The organism is Enterococcus sp. 9D6_DIV0238 (assembly GCF_002174455.2).
Taxonomy (GTDB): domain Bacteria; phylum Bacillota; class Bacilli; order Lactobacillales; family Enterococcaceae; genus Enterococcus_L; species Enterococcus_L dunnyi.
The window spans coordinates 1,277,862-1,293,984 of the sequence record NZ_CP147246.1 but is presented as its reverse complement, the minus strand read 5'-3'; the positions used below and the strand labels follow the sequence as shown (position 1 = coordinate 1,293,984).

At 38.7% G+C, this 16,123-nt stretch carries 15 protein-coding genes and 1 riboswitch; of the genes, 12 read left to right on the top strand and 3 right to left on the bottom strand.

All coding sequences use genetic code 11. The features are described 5' to 3' along the window. Nucleotides 1–32 precede the first annotated feature (32 nt). The 3 genes from metG to A5889_RS06155 all read left to right on the top strand — a co-directional run bounded on the left by metG (nucleotide 33) and on the right by A5889_RS06155 (nucleotide 3,049). The gene (metG, locus tag A5889_RS06165; protein ID WP_087640957.1) at nucleotides 33–2,042 is read left to right on the top strand and encodes a methionine--tRNA ligase; all 2,010 of its coding nucleotides are present in this window, start codon (nucleotides 33–35) and stop codon (nucleotides 2,040–2,042) included. Nucleotides 2,043–2,162: 120 nt separating this feature from the next. Further along, on the top strand, nucleotides 2,163–2,522 hold the full coding sequence (locus A5889_RS06160) for an HIT family protein (protein ID WP_087640958.1): 360 nt from the start codon (nucleotides 2,163–2,165) through the stop codon (nucleotides 2,520–2,522). Nucleotides 2,523–2,539: 17 nt separating this feature from the next. Then, nucleotides 2,540–3,049 carry a GNAT family N-acetyltransferase gene (locus A5889_RS06155; protein ID WP_087640959.1) on the top strand — a complete coding sequence of 170 codons (510 nt, stop codon included), beginning with the start codon at nucleotides 2,540–2,542 and terminating at the stop codon, nucleotides 3,047–3,049. A 55-nt stretch (nucleotides 3,050–3,104) separates the two neighbouring features. Here A5889_RS06155 and A5889_RS06150 read toward each other — a convergent pair whose 3' ends face one another. The 3 genes from A5889_RS06150 to helD form a co-directional block, all read right to left on the bottom strand. Further along, nucleotides 3,105–3,698: a hypothetical protein gene (locus A5889_RS06150; protein ID WP_087640960.1), complete on the bottom strand. Its 594-nt coding sequence runs from the start codon at nucleotides 3,696–3,698 to the stop codon at nucleotides 3,105–3,107. 114 nt (nucleotides 3,699–3,812) lie between these two features. Continuing rightward, nucleotides 3,813–4,289 carry a DUF1203 domain-containing protein gene (locus tag A5889_RS06145; RefSeq protein WP_087640961.1) on the bottom strand — a complete coding sequence of 159 codons (477 nt, stop codon included), beginning with the start codon at nucleotides 4,287–4,289 and terminating at the stop codon, nucleotides 3,813–3,815. Nucleotides 4,290–4,487: 198 nt separating this feature from the next. After that, nucleotides 4,488–6,656, bottom strand: a complete 2,169-nt coding sequence (gene helD / locus A5889_RS06140; protein WP_087640962.1) for an RNA polymerase recycling motor HelD — start codon at nucleotides 6,654–6,656, stop codon at nucleotides 4,488–4,490. A gap of 151 nt (nucleotides 6,657–6,807) precedes the next feature. On the opposite strand from helD, the gene A5889_RS06135 reads away from it, so the two are divergent. The 9 genes from A5889_RS06135 to gcvPB all read left to right on the top strand — a co-directional run bounded on the left by A5889_RS06135 (nucleotide 6,808) and on the right by gcvPB (nucleotide 16,120). Beyond that, the gene (locus A5889_RS06135; protein ID WP_087640963.1) at nucleotides 6,808–7,575 is read left to right on the top strand and encodes a TatD family hydrolase; all 768 of its coding nucleotides are present in this window, start codon (nucleotides 6,808–6,810) and stop codon (nucleotides 7,573–7,575) included. Beyond that, nucleotides 7,575–8,171, top strand: coding sequence for a ribonuclease M5 (gene rnmV, locus A5889_RS06130; RefSeq protein ID WP_087640964.1), 597 nt, complete (start codon nucleotides 7,575–7,577; stop codon nucleotides 8,169–8,171). Before A5889_RS06135 ends, rnmV begins: the two co-directional genes overlap by 1 nt. Next, a complete protein-coding gene (gene rsmA, locus A5889_RS06125; RefSeq protein WP_087640965.1) occupies nucleotides 8,168–9,055 on the top strand; it encodes a 16S rRNA (adenine(1518)-N(6)/adenine(1519)-N(6))-dimethyltransferase RsmA in 888 nt (295 codons plus the stop codon). The genes rnmV and rsmA overlap by 4 nt, the downstream gene beginning before the upstream one ends. A 191-nt stretch (nucleotides 9,056–9,246) precedes the next feature. Continuing rightward, entirely contained in the window at nucleotides 9,247–10,440 is a 1,194-nt protein-coding gene (locus A5889_RS06120; RefSeq protein WP_087640966.1) for an MFS transporter, read from the top strand. A 28-nt stretch (nucleotides 10,441–10,468) separates the two neighbouring features. Then, the gene (locus tag A5889_RS06115) at nucleotides 10,469–11,461 is read left to right on the top strand and encodes a linear amide C-N hydrolase (protein ID WP_087640967.1); all 993 of its coding nucleotides are present in this window, start codon (nucleotides 10,469–10,471) and stop codon (nucleotides 11,459–11,461) included. A gap of 112 nt (nucleotides 11,462–11,573) precedes the next feature. Next, nucleotides 11,574–11,676: riboswitch (glycine riboswitch) on the top strand. A 195-nt stretch (nucleotides 11,677–11,871) separates the two neighbouring features. Further along, nucleotides 11,872–12,957 carry a glycine cleavage system aminomethyltransferase GcvT gene (gene gcvT, locus A5889_RS06110; protein ID WP_087640968.1) on the top strand — a complete coding sequence of 362 codons (1,086 nt, stop codon included), beginning with the start codon at nucleotides 11,872–11,874 and terminating at the stop codon, nucleotides 12,955–12,957. A 23-nt stretch (nucleotides 12,958–12,980) separates the two neighbouring features. Further along, entirely contained in the window at nucleotides 12,981–13,364 is a 384-nt protein-coding gene (gcvH, locus tag A5889_RS06105; RefSeq protein WP_087640969.1) for a glycine cleavage system protein GcvH, read from the top strand. Nucleotides 13,365–13,367: 3 nt separating this feature from the next. Beyond that, nucleotides 13,368–14,684, top strand: coding sequence for an aminomethyl-transferring glycine dehydrogenase subunit GcvPA (gcvPA, locus tag A5889_RS06100; RefSeq protein ID WP_087640970.1), 1,317 nt, complete (start codon nucleotides 13,368–13,370; stop codon nucleotides 14,682–14,684). Further along, nucleotides 14,681–16,120, top strand: a complete 1,440-nt coding sequence (gcvPB, locus tag A5889_RS06095; protein WP_087640971.1) for an aminomethyl-transferring glycine dehydrogenase subunit GcvPB — start codon at nucleotides 14,681–14,683, stop codon at nucleotides 16,118–16,120. Before gcvPA ends, gcvPB begins: the two co-directional genes overlap by 4 nt. Nucleotides 16,121–16,123: the final 3 nt, after the last annotated feature.

Below are 16,123 nucleotides of genomic sequence, written 5' to 3'. Positions count from 1 at the left end.
TTCAAGAGAATGCTAAAGGAGGATGTTTCTGTATGTCAGAAAAAGAAACATTTTATATCACCACCCCGATCTATTATCCAAGCGGACAATTACATATCGGTAATTCATATACAACAATTGCCTGTGATGCGATGGCCCGTTACAAACGCTTGATGGGCTTTGACGTATTTTACTTAACAGGTGTGGATGAGCATGGACAAAAAATTGAAAATAAAGCATCAGAGTTAGGTGTTACCCCGAAAGAATATGTCGATAAAATGGCAGCAGATGTTCAAAAGTTATGGAAAACCCTTGATATCAGCTACGATAAATTTATTAGAACCACTGATGATTACCATAAAAAAGCCGTACAGCAAATTTTTGATCGTTTATTAGAACAAGGCGATATTTATCTTGGTGAATACGAAGGCTGGTATTCGGTTTCTGATGAAGAGTATTTTACTGAAACCCAGTTAGCAGAAGTATATCGTGATGAAGAAGGCAAAGTCATTGGTGGTAAAGCGCCAAGTGGTCACGAAGTTGAACTAGTCAAAGAAGAATCTTATTTCTTCCGTATGAGTAAATATGCTGATCGTTTACTTGAGTACTATAATGAGCATCCGGAATTTATTCAGCCGGAATCCCGTAAAAATGAAATGATCAATAACTTTATCAAACCAGGTCTGGAAGACTTGGCTGTCTCACGTACGACGTTTTCATGGGGAATACCGCTAACGAAAGATCCTAAGCACGTTGTTTATGTTTGGATCGATGCATTATCAAACTACATTACAGCATTGGGCTATGGTTCAGAAGATGATAGCTTATTCCAAAAATATTGGCCGGCAGATGTTCATATGGTCGGAAAAGAAATCGTTCGTTTCCATACGATTTACTGGCCGATCATGTTGATGGCACTTGATCTACCGTTACCGAAGAAAATTTTTGGTCATGGCTGGTTATTGATGAAAGACGGTAAAATGTCTAAATCAAAAGGCAATGTGGTGTATCCTGAAATGCTTGTGGAGCGCTATGGCTTGGATGCGTTACGTTATTATTTATTACGTGCCATTCCATTTGGCAGTGATGGTGTCTTTACGCCGGAAGACTTTGTTTCTCGTTTGAATTATGATTTAGCCAATGACTTAGGTAATTTGTTAAATCGAACGATTGCGATGATCAATAAATACTGTGAAGGCCAAGTACCGACTTATGCATCTAAAGTGACACCATTTGACAGTGAATTATCCACAACTGCGGCTAATGTGATTGGAAAATACCATGAAGCGATGGAAAAAATGGAGTTCAACACAGCGATTTCCGAAGTGTGGACATTGATTTCCAGAGCGAACAAATATATCGATGAAACACAACCTTGGGTTTTAGCCAAAGATGAAGAAAAGAAAAATGAACTGGACAGTGTCATGGTGCATTTAGCAGAAAGCTTACGCATCGCTGCGATTCTTTTACAGCCTGTGATGACAGAAACACCAGCGAAAATCTTCGAACAGTTAGGCTTAGATCCTGAGACGATGAATATGGAAAACATCCACTTTGGAGAGTTTCCGACTGGGATCAAGGTTGTGGCTAAAGGAACACCGATCTTCCCACGTTTGGAGATCGAAACAGAAGTGATCTACATTCAAAAGAAAATGTCTCAAAATGCCCAGACAACGACAGAAGAAATCAAATGGGATCCAGAAGAAACAGAACTGGTTTCTACCAAAGAAAAGCAAATCAAATATGAAGATTTTGATAAAGTCGAACTAAAAGTAGCAGAAGTGATCGACTGTAAAAAAGTCAAGGGTGCAGATAAGCTTTTACAATTCCGCTTAGATGCCGGCGATGAACAAGATCGTCAAATCCTTTCTGGTGTGGCAGAATTTTATCCAGACCCAAGTGCTTTGATCGGTAAAAAGGTTGTGATCGTTGCAAACTTGAAACCAAGAAAAATGCGGGGACAAATCAGTCAAGGAATGATTCTTTCAGCAGAATCGCCAGATGGTAAGCTGCAAATCATCGATGCACCAAAAGATATGCCGAATGGGGCAGGAATTGCATAAACATAGTCATGTAACGAAAATGAATGATTCTCAGAACTCTTATCCAGTCAAATGACTGGATAAGGAAACGCTGAGGTCGTTTTTTTGAATAGTAAAAACAATTAGAACGGTGGGACAGACATGTGTGTATTCTGTAACAAAATAAATTTTATTTTGGAAAATGAACTGGCAGGCGCTTTTTATGATACATCACCGGTAAACAAAGGTCATATGCTGATCATACCTAAAAAACATAAAGTAGATTATTTTGATTTATCCATAGAAGAAAAAATAGCAATAGACAAGCTTCTCCAAGAAGGCAAACAGTTGCTTGACGAAAAATATCAGCCGGACGCTTATAACATCGGAGCCAATTGCGGTGTTGATGCGGGTCAAAGTATATTACATTGCCACATTCATTTGATCCCTCGCTATCATGGAGATATGCTTGAGCCAAAGGGCGGAGTACGAGGAGTGATTCCTTCAAAACACGCCTATTAGTTAGGAGTAGTTGGTATATGAAATTAAGAGAATTATGTATAGAAGATCAGTTGAAATATCAAGCTTTTGTTCAGGAATGGTCAGATGTAGGGGAAATAAAAATCACGCCAATGTCAGCTAATCTGAATGGTCTAACATTTGAACGTTGGTTAGAGAAATTAACGAAAGATAGACAGAAGAAAAATAATTCTTTTGTGCCTGCAGATACGTTATTTTTAGAGGTAGATGATAAGCTCGTTGGAGCGGTTCAATTAAGATATGAATTGACAGAAGGGCTTCAGAAAATAGGTGGGAATATAGGCTATGGCATAGCACCATCTGAAAGAGGAAAAGGATATGCTTCTGTGATCTTGCAGAAAGCTTTACTACGTTTTGGGGATAAAGGATTTTCTTCTGTTCTTTTGACTTGCGATAAAACAAATCTTGCTTCACAAAAGACGATACAAAAAAACGGTGGTTGTTTACTAGCGGAGTATTCCGTTGAAAATAAAAAGATTCAAAAATATCAAATCAACATAAATTCTTAAAAATGAATAGACATGAATAAAAACGATTGCTCAAGTTTTTATTCATGTCTATTTTTTATCGACGTATTGTTTTCTTTGCTGTCTTGATCCGTTTAAACCTTGTAGGTAAAAGCATTACTAATAATGCATAGGGAACACTCACGATCGACCATGCGAGAGTGCGGCTCAGACTATTATTTTTGTAAAGCCAGTGTAGCAGAAAATGTAACCCTAAAACACTGATAATAACGAAAAGCATGACAGCATAGTCCGGTTCGTTTTTAAGGATGGTACGACCGATACTACCGATCAATGGAACAAGATAGAAATATGCACTAGTCAACGATATGCGCCAACTTTTTACAACTGTTCCTAAGTTCAACAGAAAAAACAACACGGATAAAGCAATTCCCAATGGCGGGAAAAAAGCGACCAGTACAGAATAAATAGTCCCCCATAAAATCATCAAAGGTCCTTTAACAATTGCTGCGATCGCCATAAAAAGAGCAATCAAAAAGATTTGCTGTGTCATCGTGCCATATGCTAATAAACCAAACAGAATCAAAAGCAGCCAGTGCCAAACGGTATTCCCTTGTGTTTTTTTTTGGACCGTTACATTTTTTTGAATCGTTGATTTTAAAAAATCAGAACGCTCAAAGAAATTATTCAATTGATTCCCTCCTATCAAAATTGAAAATCAGGTTGATTTACAGTTTACTGCGGAGAGAATAGAGATACATCGGACTAAAGTCTTGTTTTCAACTTACTAGTAAATATGTTTTGATTAAACCCGATCGATTCGAGCGCTGTAACAACCTCTGGCGGCATAGTGAACATGGATAAATGAAATGTTCATGTTTGTTAAAATATGGCATATGTCTTTTGCTGTCAAAGTTTTTGGCTGATAGAGGTAAGCCTCGATCATCATACCTGACGAATCATAACAACGAAGAGACGTGAATCGATTGTAAATGATAGCAGGGATCTCATTGATCTCAAGGGCAGCCTCATCCGTTCCTGCAATAACAAAAATAGGTCCAGCTGCATCATAAGGCGATTGTTTTTTTAGATGCTGATAGTTCAACAAATAAATGGTTTCACCGACAGCACCTTCTCTTAACGTAATTCTACAAGGAAATGCTGGAGAACGATCAACGATTTGTTTTTTGATATGTTGTTCTTCTAATTCTTCTGCTGTCAAAAAATCTAATGCCAGAAAATCTTTTCTTTTCAATCCTGATATTAAAAAATTATTTTCCATACTTATTGCCGTCCTTTCTAGTGAATAGTAGCAGTATATATGAAAAAAATACTTTCTTCTTTCGAAAAATGAACAATAAATTTGTTTAGACTGCTACACCACAGAAAGAGATGGTCTTATTATGAAATTGGATATAGGCTATTCTAGATTTTAGCATTGATTCTAATGATTCTTGTGTTATTTTAGTAAGCTGACTGTTTAATCTGTCAGTAACTCTGCCAATTCTGCAATGTAAGGAAGGAATACTTGTTTCATCCCACGAGAAATAGCTGTGTACAAAATCTTCTTCTCTCTATCCGTAGTTCCGTAGTGTTGTGTGGATGGATCATGGATGATCACATGATCGAATTCCAGCCCTTTAGCCATATCGATAGAGAGAATTTGCACTTGTTTTTCTTCTGGGTCCAGCAAAAGTTCGGTTGTTAATTGCTGTGCTTCAGCAGCTGTTTTTGTGATGATCGCTATTGTTTCATCTGTCGTTAAGGTGCTTAACAGTTTAGTTAGTGCTTCTAGATAGTCTTCATGATCCGTACATTGGATAAAGACAGGTTTTTCCCCATCTTTTCTGATGGGAATAATATTCAGTGACTCATGGTTTGTGACTAACCGTTGAAAAAGTCGCGTGATTTCCTTGCTGGAACGATAGCTATTCAACAGCTGATGTGTTGATACTGATCGAGAGCCGCTTAATAAACGCTCCAAATCTGAAAAACTGATCGAGGTATTGAAAATCGCTTGGTTCTCATCTCCTGCGAAAGTAAAGCTGGCTTGAGGAAATAGCTTTAATAATAAAAGCAGCTGTGCTTCTGTATAATCTTGTACCTCATCAACAAGAATAAAAGCCATCTGACGGTTTGTGATGTCTTCGATGAACATATCTTTGATCAAGAGTAAAATCACGATTTCATCAGTAGTATAAGCTGTAGTTCCCCGAACATAATCAGTTGTTGTATAGCTTTTATAAAGTGCTTCAAAAAGCTGCCATTGATCGAACCAGGAAAAGTTAGCAATGGCTTTTTGAACAGTGCGGTACTTTTGCTGCAGTCGTTTCAAAGCAAATTCACTCAATTGATGCTCTTCTTGATCAGAAAAGGTGGTATGGAAATAACGTAGTTGTTCTTCTTCAGTCAAGTCCTGCATTTGATCGATCATTTGTTTCGATTTTGATTGCTTGATCAAGTAACGGTTCCATTGGCTAGCTAGTTTCTCCTTTGTCGCAGAAATACGATCTCTGATCGTTAAAGTGCCAGGGGTTTGCTGATACAAATCAAAAATCGTTTTAGCGGAAAACAAAGATTTGCTTTTAAACATGATCGGTTTGAATAATGAAGGCTGTATAGCATTTGTATCATGATAGTCCTGAATAAAGGTAACAAATTCCTTTTTTTGAATGATTTGCTGTTGTTTTGATACTTCTCTAGCTGTAATACGCGTGAAATAGTCTATCTCATTTTCGATCATTTGTTCCTCTTGAAACGTAAATTTGAGAAATTGCAGCAAGGTCAAATTCATTGGATTACGTTCACCTAGATTAGGCAATACTTGTGAAATGTAGTCAATAAAAGTTGAATTTGGCGATAAGAGTAAAATATCATCTGCAGTGATCTCAGAACGATGATTATAAAGCAAATAAGCGATTCGCTGCATAATGGCAGAAGTTTTCCCGCTACCGGCGATACCGTTGACTACCAATAGAGGAGAGCGTTCATCCCGAATGATCTCATTTTGCTCTTGCTGGATCGTTGTTGTGATATCTTTCATATATTGAGAAGAATCTGCTTCTAAAGAATGCAGCAGCACATCATCTTGAATCGCAAGTGTTGTATCAAAAAAGTTGATCAGCTGATCTTTATCGATGATAAATTGCCTTTTCAGATTTAAATGAACTGGGATTTCTGATCCATTAGCAGTATAGCTGCTTTTTCCTAAAATGTTCTTATAAAAAAGTGAAGCAATCGGCGAACGCCAATCATAAATACGAGTTTCGCCTTCTAAATTAGTGAAATCATTCATCCCGATGTAAAAGGTGTCCTGATCATCACTAGCATCTAAAAAAGTAACATCGATTTTCCCAAAATAAGGCACTTTGAGTAAACGTTCGACTTTTTCTAGTTGCTTAGCGGTCGTTTCATTCTTGATATTGAGTTGGTCGATTTCTCTGTTCTTCATTTCCAACATGGAGAAGGTATCAAGGTTATCAAGATAGCTGTCGAAATTTACCTTCGTATCACCACCAAATTGTTCTAAGATACTTTTCCCGTCAGCGTTGACTTCCTGGATGGCTTTTTGATACGTTTTTTCTGCTTGCAGTAATTCAGTATAGATCGACTGAAGCTGCTGGTTTTCTTGTGTTTTTTCGTTGGACATAACGACTCCCCCTGACATCAAATGGTGTAACCGAATATTATAATCTATTTAGAGAAACAAATCAATAATAAAAATTAGAAAAGAATAAATACTGTCCGTTCAGCTTTTGTAAAAAGTATGATAAAGTATAGAAGACAGAGGAGGAATTTATTTGATATTTGATTCACATACCCATTTAAATGCAGAACAATTTAATGAAGATATTCCTGAAACGATTGCCCGTGCCAAAGAACTTGGAGTTACTGAGATGGCAGTTGTTGGTTTTGATACAGCAACGATCAAGAAATCGCTAGAACTAAGTCAAACATATCCAGAGATTCAAAGTATCATCGGCTGGCATCCGACTGAAGCGGGGAGCTATACGCCGGAAATCGAAAGACAACTACAAGAACGATTGACCACACCTAAAGTAGTGGCACTTGGAGAAATCGGCTTGGATTATTATTGGATGGAAGATCCTAAAGAGGTTCAGGATCGTGTATTTAGACGTCAAATTGCGATAGCTAAAGAAATGAATTTGCCGATCAGTATTCATACAAGAGATGCAATGGAAGATACTTATAAAATTTTGAAAGAAGAAGATATCCGCGATATCGGCGGAATCATGCATAGTTTTAGCGGCGATCCCGAATGGATGAAGAAATTTTTAGATATGGGCATGCATATCTCACTAAGCGGCGTGGTGACGTTCAAAAAAGCCTTAGAGGTTCAAGAAGTAGCAAAAGAGGTTCCACTTGAGCGTTTATTAGTCGAAACCGATGCCCCTTATCTAGCACCTGTACCTTATAGAGGCAAGAGAAATGAACCAGGTTATACGCGTTTTGTCGTCGAAAAAATAGCTGAACTGCGTGAGTTGTCTTTTGATAAAATTGCTAAAAATACGACCGATAATGCCCATCGCTTGTTTAGGTTAGTCTAATGACAGAAAAACTCAGGATCGAAGAAATCATAGTGGTCGAAGGAAAAGACGACACAAGGCGGATTCAGGAGGTCGTTGATGCAGATACGATCGAAACGATCGGTTCAGCAATCAATGAAGAGATTTTGGAGCAAATCGAGCATGCACAAGAAACCAGAGGTGTGATCATTTTTACAGATCCAGATTATTCAGGAGAAAAAATACGTAAAACGATCATGGACGTTGTACCAGATGCCAAACATGCTTTTTTATCCAGACGCTTGGCGGCACCTAAAAAACGCGGGTCAAGTTTAGGCGTGGAACATGCTAGTGATGAAGCAATAGTAGAAGCTTTAGAAAAAATCGTGACACCTGTTCATGAAGAAGATGATTATCAGGAGATCCCTCGACAAATGTTGATAGAATATGGTTTAATAGCGGGAGCTCATGCAAAAGAACGTAGAGAAAAATTAGGGGATGCTCTACGAATCGGTTATACGAATAGCAAACAGCTAACGAAACGTCTCAAAATGTTTCGAATCACAGAAAAAGAGCTTACTGATGCCATGAATGCTATCATAAAAGCAGCAAGTGAAAAATCGGAGGAATCAATGTGACAGAATATAAAGAAATCGCCACTCCTTCAAGAACGAAAGAAATCTTGAAGCAGCATGGCTTTTCATTTAAAAAAAGTTTAGGCCAAAATTTTTTAACAGAACCGAATATCTTACGTAAAATCGTTGAAACTGCTGGCATCGATAGACAGACAAATGTAATAGAAGTTGGCCCTGGAATTGGCGCTTTGACAGAACAACTGGCAAAAAACGCCGCTCAGGTTTTAACTTTTGAAATCGATGATCGCCTGATTCCTGTATTAGAAGATACACTTAGTCCTTATAGCAATGTAACTGTTGTTCACAAAGATGTGCTCAAAGCAGATTTGATCACAACGACAAAAGACGTGTTTAAAGAAGAGCTGCCGATCAAAGTCGTAGCGAATCTGCCCTATTACATTACAACACCTATCATGATGCATTTTTTAGAATCTGATTTAGAGGTTAGCGAGATGATCGTCATGATGCAAAAAGAGGTAGCTGATCGAATTTCAGCTAAGCCCAGTACGAAGGCGTATGGCTCTCTATCGATTGCTGTGCAGTATTTTATGGAAGCAAGTATTGCGTTTATTGTACCTAAAACAGTCTTTATCCCACAGCCGAATGTTGATTCAGCGATCATCAAATTAACGAAACGTGACAAACCAGCTGTAGATGTCACGAATGAAAAAGAATTCTTTAAATTGACCAAAGCGTCATTCCAACTACGTCGTAAAACATTATGGAACAATTTGACGCATTCGTACGGCAAAGATGAAACGACAAAAGAATTGCTGACAAAAAGTTTGACTGAAGCAGAAATCGATCCGTCACGTCGCGGTGAAACCCTTTCTTTAGAGGAATTTGCTCGCTTAAGTAATCAGTTAGAAAAAAATCGGTCACTCTAGACGATAACTAAAGAGAATCAAAAATAAAGCAATTCCGTTTTATTTTTGGCTCTCTTTTTTGAACAATAAAGGGCGTTATAAAAACCATTTAATTGTGACTTTGTGCAAAATAATTCGCTTTGAGTTATTGACATTTCACAAATAACGAGCATAATATAAGAAAGCGCTTTCTTTGAGTGAGGGGGAATTTTGTGGATAAAAAGGAACCGAGAAATGTTGTTTGGATGCTTACAGCTATTTTTTTAGGCTATAGTTGTATCTATGTGGATAAGATGACGATTGGTATGTCGCTGGTAACGATTGCAACGGATTTAGGCTTTGATCCGCAGCAAAAAGGGTTGATCTTAAGTGCTTTCTTTCTAGGATACACGATTTTTCAAATTCCATTTGGGTATCTATCGAATAAAATCGGTACTAGAAAAATGATGATCACCTCTGTATTTTTAGTAGGTATTTTTCTTTGTTTATTCGGCTTTGGGTTTTCATTATTATATCTAATTATGGTTCGATTTATGACTGGAGCGGTCGCTCATTCTGGGTATCCATCTTCCGTAAGTACATTTATTTCACAAGAACTACCTTTAGAAAAACGTGGGCCAGCGCAATCGACAATGATTGCTTCATCAGGTTTTGCTTCGATCATTGGGCCGTTGCTGATCGCACCGCTATTGGTAATGGTCGGCTGGCATAAAACCTATTACTTATTAGGTGTAGCAGTGATGCTGATTGCGGTCATGATGTATTTTGTGATTCCAAAAGAATTTGGCGGAGTCAAAGAGCAGCTGCAGAATAAACAATCGATTTCTTTTAAAGAAGTATTGAAGGACCGAAATGTATGGGTCATGATTTTTGCGGCTTTTTTCATCAATGCAGCTGTCTATGGATTAAACGGCTGGATGGCGACTTATTTAGTAGAAGCGCATGGACTTGCTTTGACTCAAACAGCTTACGTGTCAGCAGTTATTGGATTGTTCACAATGGTTGCGGCGATGGCGGGCGGTGTAATGGTCAATAAGTACTTTATGGGAAAAGAAAAATATGTGATTTTAGTTGCTACAATAAGCGGTGGAGTCTTTTCTATTTTTGTTTCGCTTGTTAGCAGCTTTATAGCAAGTATGCTGTTTTTGGCTTTGGCAGTAGCAGCAGCCAGCTTGGCATTTGCGACATTGATGAGTATTCCTCTAAAGATTTTCCCGTCGGAAGAAGTATCTGCAAAATATGCAACGATCAATGCAGTAGGCGTCTCAGGAGGATTCGTTGCGCCGACGATCATTGGTGCTCTGATTCAATTGTCTCAAGGCAATTTCTTTAGTTCATTTATTTTTATTGCAGTATCGTTTGTTGTATCAGGAATCATCACACTGATGGTTCAACGAAAAGTGTAAGTTTGAAAAAATAAAAGGATGTGAAGGTATGTGTACAGGAATTTCGGTAGAATCAAAAGAAGGAAATCATTATTGGGGACGTACGCAGGAATTCAATCTTTTGCTGGATTATGAAGGAGCGATTATTCCCAAAGATTATGAAATAAAAGTATCACTTGATCGTTTTATGACCCGTTATGCTGCAATGGGTGTAGCACTTGCTGAAAATCCATTGTTGATAGATGGGGTGAACGAAAAAGGATTGATGGGCGGTTCCTTTTATTTTGGCAATTATAATCGTTATATTGAAGAAGAAAAGATTCGCTCAGCTGGCAAGCTTCCTCTAGCCGGTGCGGAATTTGTGACATATGCGTTGACGAATTATGCCTCTGTTCAGGAAATCAAAGAGCGGGTGAATCAAGATACGGCAATCGCGATCGTGGACAATCAGTTGGGTATTCCTCAACATTATGTATTCCAAGATGGAACGGGTGCATCTGTTGTTGTTGAACCTTCCGTCGAAGGTGGTTATGAAGTGTATGATAATCCAGTTGGGGTATTTACAAATAGCCCTAAATTTGACTGGCATTTAATCAATCTTCAAAATTATGTTGGACTTAGTGACCAGATGGCAAGTGATATTCAAATGGGAGATTTGCACATTTTTTCTAACGGTAAAGGTTCTGGTATGCGCGGCTTGCCAGGAGATTATACCCCGCAATCACGTTTTATCCGAGCAGCGTATTTAAAGCATTTTACAGCACCAGTAAGCGATGATCTGGTGATCGAACAAATCTTTCATCTTTTGAACAGCTTTGATATTCCAAAAGGAGTGGTGAAAGTGACTTCGGAGAAAGACGTTCAGTATACACAGTATACAAGCGCTTATGATTGCGAGAAAAAAGTTATGTATATTCATTTGTATGAAAATCGTATGATTCAAACATTATCTTTAGACGAATATTTAGAGAAGGCAACGATTCCGCAATATTTTACTTTGAATATGAAACATGCGTATCAGACAATGGCAAAAAAGTTTTAAGCTAAAAGGAGAATGATTGGGATAAAAAATGGATCTATGGTAAATTTTAAGTATAGGCGTTCGTTTATTTATCTCAACGTTAAAAACATAGAAGTTAAAATAGATTTGATGGAAGAAAATTACGGGAGAGACTGACTGACAGCACCGAAGGAATAAATAATAATTGGCGCACCCTTTATTATGAAGATCTCAGGTAAACGGACCGTAATTGGACATCACTCTGGAAAGCATAGGCACCGAAGGAGCAACTCTTCGATGAGAAGACGAATCTCTCAGGTTTTGTACAGAGGAACAGGCACTTTTTTAAGGTGCCTGTTCCTCTGTTTTTATATACTCATTTCAGTATGGAGGTGTCAATAAAATCAGTGTGAAAAACAGATGGAAAAAATAAAACGTAAAGGAGTATGAAGATGGATCTAAAAACACCCTTATATGATGCGCATGTAAAAGCTGGCGGAAAAATGGTTTCTTTCGCAGGCTACATGTTACCTGTACAATATGCAAAAACAGGCGTGATCAAAGAGCACTTGGCGGTTCGTAACCAAGTTGGTCTATTTGATGTTTCCCATATGGGAGAAGTCGTGTATGAAGGAAAAGATGCTTTAGCGAATTTGCAATATGTTTTAACCAATGATTTTACTAATTTAGAAATAGGTCGGGTCCGCTATACCTTGATGTGTAACGAAAATGGCGGAGTCATCGATGACCTTTTGGTATATAAATGCAGTGAGGATAAATATCTACTTGTAGTCAATGCAGCGAACAGAGAAAAAGATGTTGCTTGGATGAAGCAGCATTTGTTTGGTGAAGTTGACTTTTCAGATCAGTCGGATTCATTCGTTCAAATCGCTTTACAGGGTCCTAATTCAAAAGAAATCATTGAAAAGCTGACTGCTGAAAAAGATATTCCAAAAAAATATTATAGTTTTGTTGAGCATGCTAATGTGGGCGGAATCACTTGCCTCTTATCCAGAACGGGCTACACAGGAGAATTCGGCTATGAATTATATTGCTCTGCTGAAGATGGAGTTAAACTATGGGATTTATTATTGGAAACAGGCGAAAAATTTGGACTTGTTCCTTGCGGTCTAGGTGCACGTGATACCTTGCGTTTAGAAGCAGGGATGCCGCTTTATGGTCACGAAATGAATGATGAAATCACTCCATTTGAAACAGATCTAAGCTTTGCGGTGAAGATGAAAAAAGAAGCGTTCATCGGAAAAAAAGCTTTAGAGGAAAAAGGTGAACCAAGCATCACTCGCATCGGTTTAATATTGACTGAACGGGGAATCGTGCGTGAAGGAGCACCTGTGTATTTCAATGGACTGGAAATCGGCACAACTACATCAGGAACGATGTGTCCTTATGTGAATAAAGCCTGTGCCATGGCGCTTGTGGATAAAGGTCTTGTAGAAATCGGTTCATCGATCGAAGTTGAAGTTAGAGGTAAGAAAATTGCAGCTGAAGTTGTAGAGATTCCATTTGTAAAAAAATAATTTGACTAGAGGAGACGGTTAGAATGGCAAAAGTAGAAGAATTGAAATTTTCAAAATCACATGAATGGGTCCTTTTTGAAGGAGACAAAGTAAAAATCGGTTTATCTGATTATGCGCAGGATCAATTAGGAGACATCGTCTTTATCGATCTTCCAGATGAAGGAGACGAAGTCACTAAAGAAGAATCCTTTGCTGATATCGAGTCAGTTAAAGCTGTTTCAGAAGCATATTCTCCATTGACAGGTACTGTGTCTGCTGTGAACGAAGAACTTTTAGACAGCCCTGAATTGATCAATTCAGCGCCATTAGATTCTTGGCTGATCGAAGTCGAAGAAATCAAGGAAGTCGAAGATTTATTAACAGCTGAGGAGTATAAGAAATTCTGCGAGGAATCTGAGGAGGCTTAATTCATGGGAAATTATCTTGGATCAACAGAGCAACAGCAAAAAGACATGCTGGAAAAAATCGGGCTCAACTCAATGAACGAACTGTACCAATCGATCCCAAAGGAAATGCTGGTAGAAAAACTTGATATTCCTGCTGGGAAATCAGAATTTGAAGTACGCAGTATCATAGAGAATATGGGACGGAAAAATAAAGTATTCTCTAAAGTCTTTCGTGGAGCAGGCGCTTATAACCATTATATCCCTGCTATCGTCAAACAAATCGCAGCTAAAGAAGAGTTTGTCACATCTTATACACCCTATCAGCCGGAAATCAGTCAGGGGTTGCTGCAATCCATTTTTGAATACCAAACAATGATTTGTGAAATCACAGGGATGGATGCAACAAATGCTTCAGTTTATGACGGTGCAACAGCGACGGCAGAAGGGATCAATATGTGCTTAGAGAAAAAAAGGCTGAAGGTCTTGATCTCCGAGACGACTAATCTGATGACCGTCCAAACAGCGATCACTTATTTTAGCTCTAGAGATATCGAGTTTGTGATGATCCCTGAGAAGGATGGATTAACAGATTTGGCCGCTTTAAAAGAAGCCTTAGATGAAACAACAGCCTGCTTTATCGTTCAACAGCCGAATTATTACGGTGGTATCGAAGCAGTGGAAGAAATCGAAGGGTTAGTTCATGAAGCAAAAGCAAAATTCATCATGAGTGTAAATCCTGTTGCCAGTACAGTTTTAAAATCAGCTGGAGAAGTCAATGCAGATATTGCCGTAGGCGACTCACAGCCATTTGGCTTGCCGCTAGCTTTTGGCGGACCTTATATCGGTTTTATTGCGACGAAAGAAAAAATGATCAGAAAACTTCCTGGTCGAATCGCGGGTGAAACAGTAGATGAAGCTGGAGATCGCGCCTTTGTTTTGACTTTACAAGCGAGAGAACAGCATATCCGCAGAGAAAAAGCAGCTTCTAATATTTGTTCCAACCAAGCCTTGTGTGCATTGACGAATGCAGCCTATATGAGCACGATGGGTGCCAAGGGCATTCAGGAAGTTGCTACACAATGTTACAGTAAAGCACATTATTTAGCAGATCAATTAAGTAAAATAGCAGGTGTTCAGCTGGCAAATGATGCGCCATTTTTCCATGAGTTTGTCACTACATTACCTGTTTCAGAAGACCTCGTTCTTGCTAAATTAGAAGAACACGATATTTTAGGTGGCTATCCTACTGAAAAAGGGTTGCTATGGTGTGTGACAGAAATGAATACAAAAGAGCAGATGGATGAAGTAGCAGCACTAGTGAAGGAGGCATGCCAGTCATGAAATTGATTTTTGAACGAAGTGTTGAAGGCTATTATAACGAAATGATTTCCTCTTGTGATGTGCCTGTTGTTGAATTGCCAGAAACGATGAAAAGAGAAAAAGAATTACATTTACCATCTTTGCCGCAGCCTGAAATCAGCCGTCACTATACTGAGCTGGCGAATGCGACTTTTGGGATCAATGATGGATTTTATCCGCTAGGTTCTTGTACGATGAAATACAATCCAAAAATCAACGATGAAATGGCGGCATTCCCAGCTTTCGCCAATATCCACCCGCTACAGCCGGAACGAACAGTCCAAGGTTCTTTAGAAGTTTTTACTATGACTGAAAAGCTTCTGAAAGAAATCACTGGGATGGATGCGATCACTTTCCAACCAGCTGCAGGAGCCCACGGAGAATTTACCAGCTTGTTGATGATCAAAGCTTACCATGAAAAAAATGGACAGCCCCAACGAAATAAAATCATCGTTCCTGACTCTGCTCATGGTACAAATCCTGCTAGTGTGGCAATGACTGGTATGATCACAGTCAATATTCCGTCGGATGAATATGGATGTGTGGATATAGAGGCATTGAAAGATGCGGTCGGTGAAGATACGGCCGGATTGATGCTGACGAATCCGAATACTGCTGGTATTTTTGATAAAAATATTTTAGAAATCACGAAAATCGTTCATGATGCTGGCGGCTTAAATTACTATGACGGCGCAAATTTAAATGCGATCATGGGCGTTGCCAGACCAGGCGATATGGGCTTTGATATCATTCATTTAAATTTGCATAAAACATTCTCAACACCGCATGGCGGTGGCGGACCAGGCTCTGGTGCGGTAGGCTGTAAAGATATTTTGAAATCACTTTTACCCAATTTTTATCCAGTTCAACAAGGAGAACAAATCGTCTTTACTGAACCGACAGATTCTATTGGACAAGTCAAAGGCTTTTATGGTCAATTTTCTGTCTTTTTACGTGCGTTGACTTACATTTTATTTTTAGGCTCTGAAGGGATCTCCTCAGCATCTAAAGGAGCAGTTTTAAATGCAAATTACATGCTTCATGAATTGAAAGATATATTTGAAGTACCATATGGCGATACGTGTATGCATGAGTTTGTGATCAGCTTAGATCGATTGAAAAAAGAAACGGGTGTTACAGCTTTAGATGTTGCTAAAGGAATATTGGATCATAAAATGTATCCGCCGACCATGTATTTCCCATTGACGGTACCTGAAGCATTGATGGTAGAGCCTCCTGAAACAGAATCAAAAGAACGGATCGATGACGCCATCTCTGTTTACCGCAAATTATATGAAGCGGCGCATGAAAATCCAGAGGACTTCCATAATTATCCGCTCCATGCTCAAATTCATCGTGTAGATGAAGTGAGAGCGGCGCGGCATCCAATCGTTCGTTATGATTTTTCTAAAGAATAAGGA

Coding starts and splice junctions, on each gene's coding strand:
- metG (WP_087640957.1), top strand. CDS start 33: ATGTCAGAAAAAGAAACATTTTATATCACCACCCCGATCTATTATCCA.
- A5889_RS06160 (WP_087640958.1), top strand. CDS start 2,163: ATGTGTGTATTCTGTAACAAAATAAATTTTATTTTGGAAAATGAACTG.
- A5889_RS06155 (WP_087640959.1), top strand. CDS start 2,540: ATGAAATTAAGAGAATTATGTATAGAAGATCAGTTGAAATATCAAGCT.
- A5889_RS06145 (WP_087640961.1), bottom strand. CDS start 4,289: ATGGAAAATAATTTTTTAATATCAGGATTGAAAAGAAAAGATTTTCTG.
- helD (WP_087640962.1), bottom strand. CDS start 6,656: ATGTCCAACGAAAAAACACAAGAAAACCAGCAGCTTCAGTCGATCTAT.
- rnmV (WP_087640964.1), top strand. CDS start 7,575: ATGACAGAAAAACTCAGGATCGAAGAAATCATAGTGGTCGAAGGAAAA.
- A5889_RS06115 (WP_087640967.1), top strand. CDS start 10,469: ATGTGTACAGGAATTTCGGTAGAATCAAAAGAAGGAAATCATTATTGG.
- gcvT (WP_087640968.1), top strand. CDS start 11,872: ATGGATCTAAAAACACCCTTATATGATGCGCATGTAAAAGCTGGCGGA.
- gcvH (WP_087640969.1), top strand. CDS start 12,981: ATGGCAAAAGTAGAAGAATTGAAATTTTCAAAATCACATGAATGGGTC.
- gcvPA (WP_087640970.1), top strand. CDS start 13,368: ATGGGAAATTATCTTGGATCAACAGAGCAACAGCAAAAAGACATGCTG.
- gcvPB (WP_087640971.1), top strand. CDS start 14,681: ATGAAATTGATTTTTGAACGAAGTGTTGAAGGCTATTATAACGAAATG.